This is a genomic window from Rhizobacter sp. P1_G5 (genome assembly GCF_056405435.1).
This window is the reverse complement of the sequence record NZ_JBFUCB010000966.1, coordinates 1-1,456: the sequence shown is the minus strand read 5'-3', so window position 1 is coordinate 1,456 and position 1,456 is coordinate 1. Positions and strand designations below refer to the sequence as shown.

Below are 1,456 nucleotides of genomic sequence, written 5' to 3'. Positions count from 1 at the left end.
CAACGGTGCGACCTGCATGACCAGTCCTGCGATCAGGCTGGACAGAAATGCGATGGGCGATTTGATGGGCATCATTGGAATTCCTTCATTGAGGGATAGAGCAATTGGCTTCGGAGCCGGTCTACCTAGATCACCTATCGAATCACACCAAATAGCGAATAGAGCCACACAAGAAGTGCAGCCAGGGAGAATGAAATAAATTTCACCAGCAAAGAAAAACGGATACCCCTCACATAACGCCGGCAATTTTCATCCGGCCAGCGTGCTTCTTGAAACAGAGACAAAGGACCAATTCCAGCAATTCGCAGACGCTGCCAGATACCCATCTTGGCGGCCCGCTGTGCATCAAGAAGACGCCAATTCAAGAAAAGAACAGCGACAAAACTTGCACAGCCAAGAAGGAACAACGCAATCGGCAGAACCTTGACCACAAACATATCCACCCCCACCAGTCCCAAGATCCTCAGCCCGGTTCGTTGCGCCAACCCTATTTAGATCCTCCAAAGTATCTATCCTTCGCAGTCTTAAGAACTTTCGGAATATCGACCAGCACAAGCACAGAAAGCACCAAGATAAGAACGATAAAGATCGGAAATCTTGCAACTCCGCTCAGACCGAAATAATCCAGCACATCACTTTCGAATGTGAGAAATATCCCAGCAAGCCAAATCAAAAGAAACAATGGCGTCCGCTTTCTCATACCAACACCTATTTTCCGTTCATTGTTCCCTCTTGCCAGCGCTGAACGCCGGCCCATCGCTGCCGTAGCTCAAAGCATGAAATTGAGCCCTGCGTCCTGTAACTGGCCTTGCGCGACTCGACCAAGGTTGTTCGCTCTCGCCGCACACCCAGTCATTAATCAGTGCTGCCGCACCACCGGTGACCACGTCGCCCTGCAACAGCCAAGCACCGGAGCCGATACGCAAACTGTCCCACGACTGGTGTTGCACTTCAGACTTGAGATCGCCCTCTGAAACACCGATCAAAGACATCCCCGAATCAACTCCACCAACGCATTCCCAACATCGGACTCCAGGTGCTTTTCCGGAATATCAGAAACCGCCTTCTGCATGAACTCCAGTAAAATATCCTTTCTACCTCTCGTTCGCGCAGATTGCCACCGAACATAGTCAATGTTTCTTTTTATTATATAGGCCATCTCATTTTTCTTCCATCGGGCCGAATCAGAAACCACCTGAATCTCCGGATCGAGAATCATTGGATATATTGAAATAGTCGATGCTCGAGCCGATTTCACCTCAGAACTCCTGACAGCCAAGCGCAATTTTTGATAAAAATCGACTACCACCTTTGAATCTACGCTGGCCGTTGTAATCAGAAAGATCATCAAGTTAAATTCGGCAGACAGCGCTGCCAAATCCAAGGGTACACCGGCTTGACGCAGGCGCTGAAGAATGATCTCACCTTGTTTGCTTCCCATATCAACACCTTGCAC

General features: G+C 49.2%; 3 protein-coding genes. All 3 read right to left on the bottom strand.

Features of this window, described 5'->3' with window-relative positions; genetic code table 11:
- Positions 1 to 134 precede the first annotated feature (134 nt).
- A complete protein-coding gene (locus AC1D12_RS33215) occupies positions 135 to 485 on the bottom strand; it encodes a hypothetical protein (RefSeq protein WP_477845358.1) in 351 nt (116 codons plus the stop codon).
- Between the two features lie 234 nt (positions 486 to 719).
- Positions 720 to 992 carry a hypothetical protein gene (locus AC1D12_RS33210; RefSeq protein ID WP_477845357.1) on the bottom strand — a complete coding sequence of 91 codons (273 nt, stop codon included), beginning with the start codon at positions 990 to 992 and terminating at the stop codon, positions 720 to 722.
- The coding region (locus AC1D12_RS33205; protein WP_477845356.1) for a hypothetical protein at positions 983 to 1,456 on the bottom strand (474 nt) is incomplete at its 5' end. The genes AC1D12_RS33205 and AC1D12_RS33210, both read right to left, overlap by 10 nt.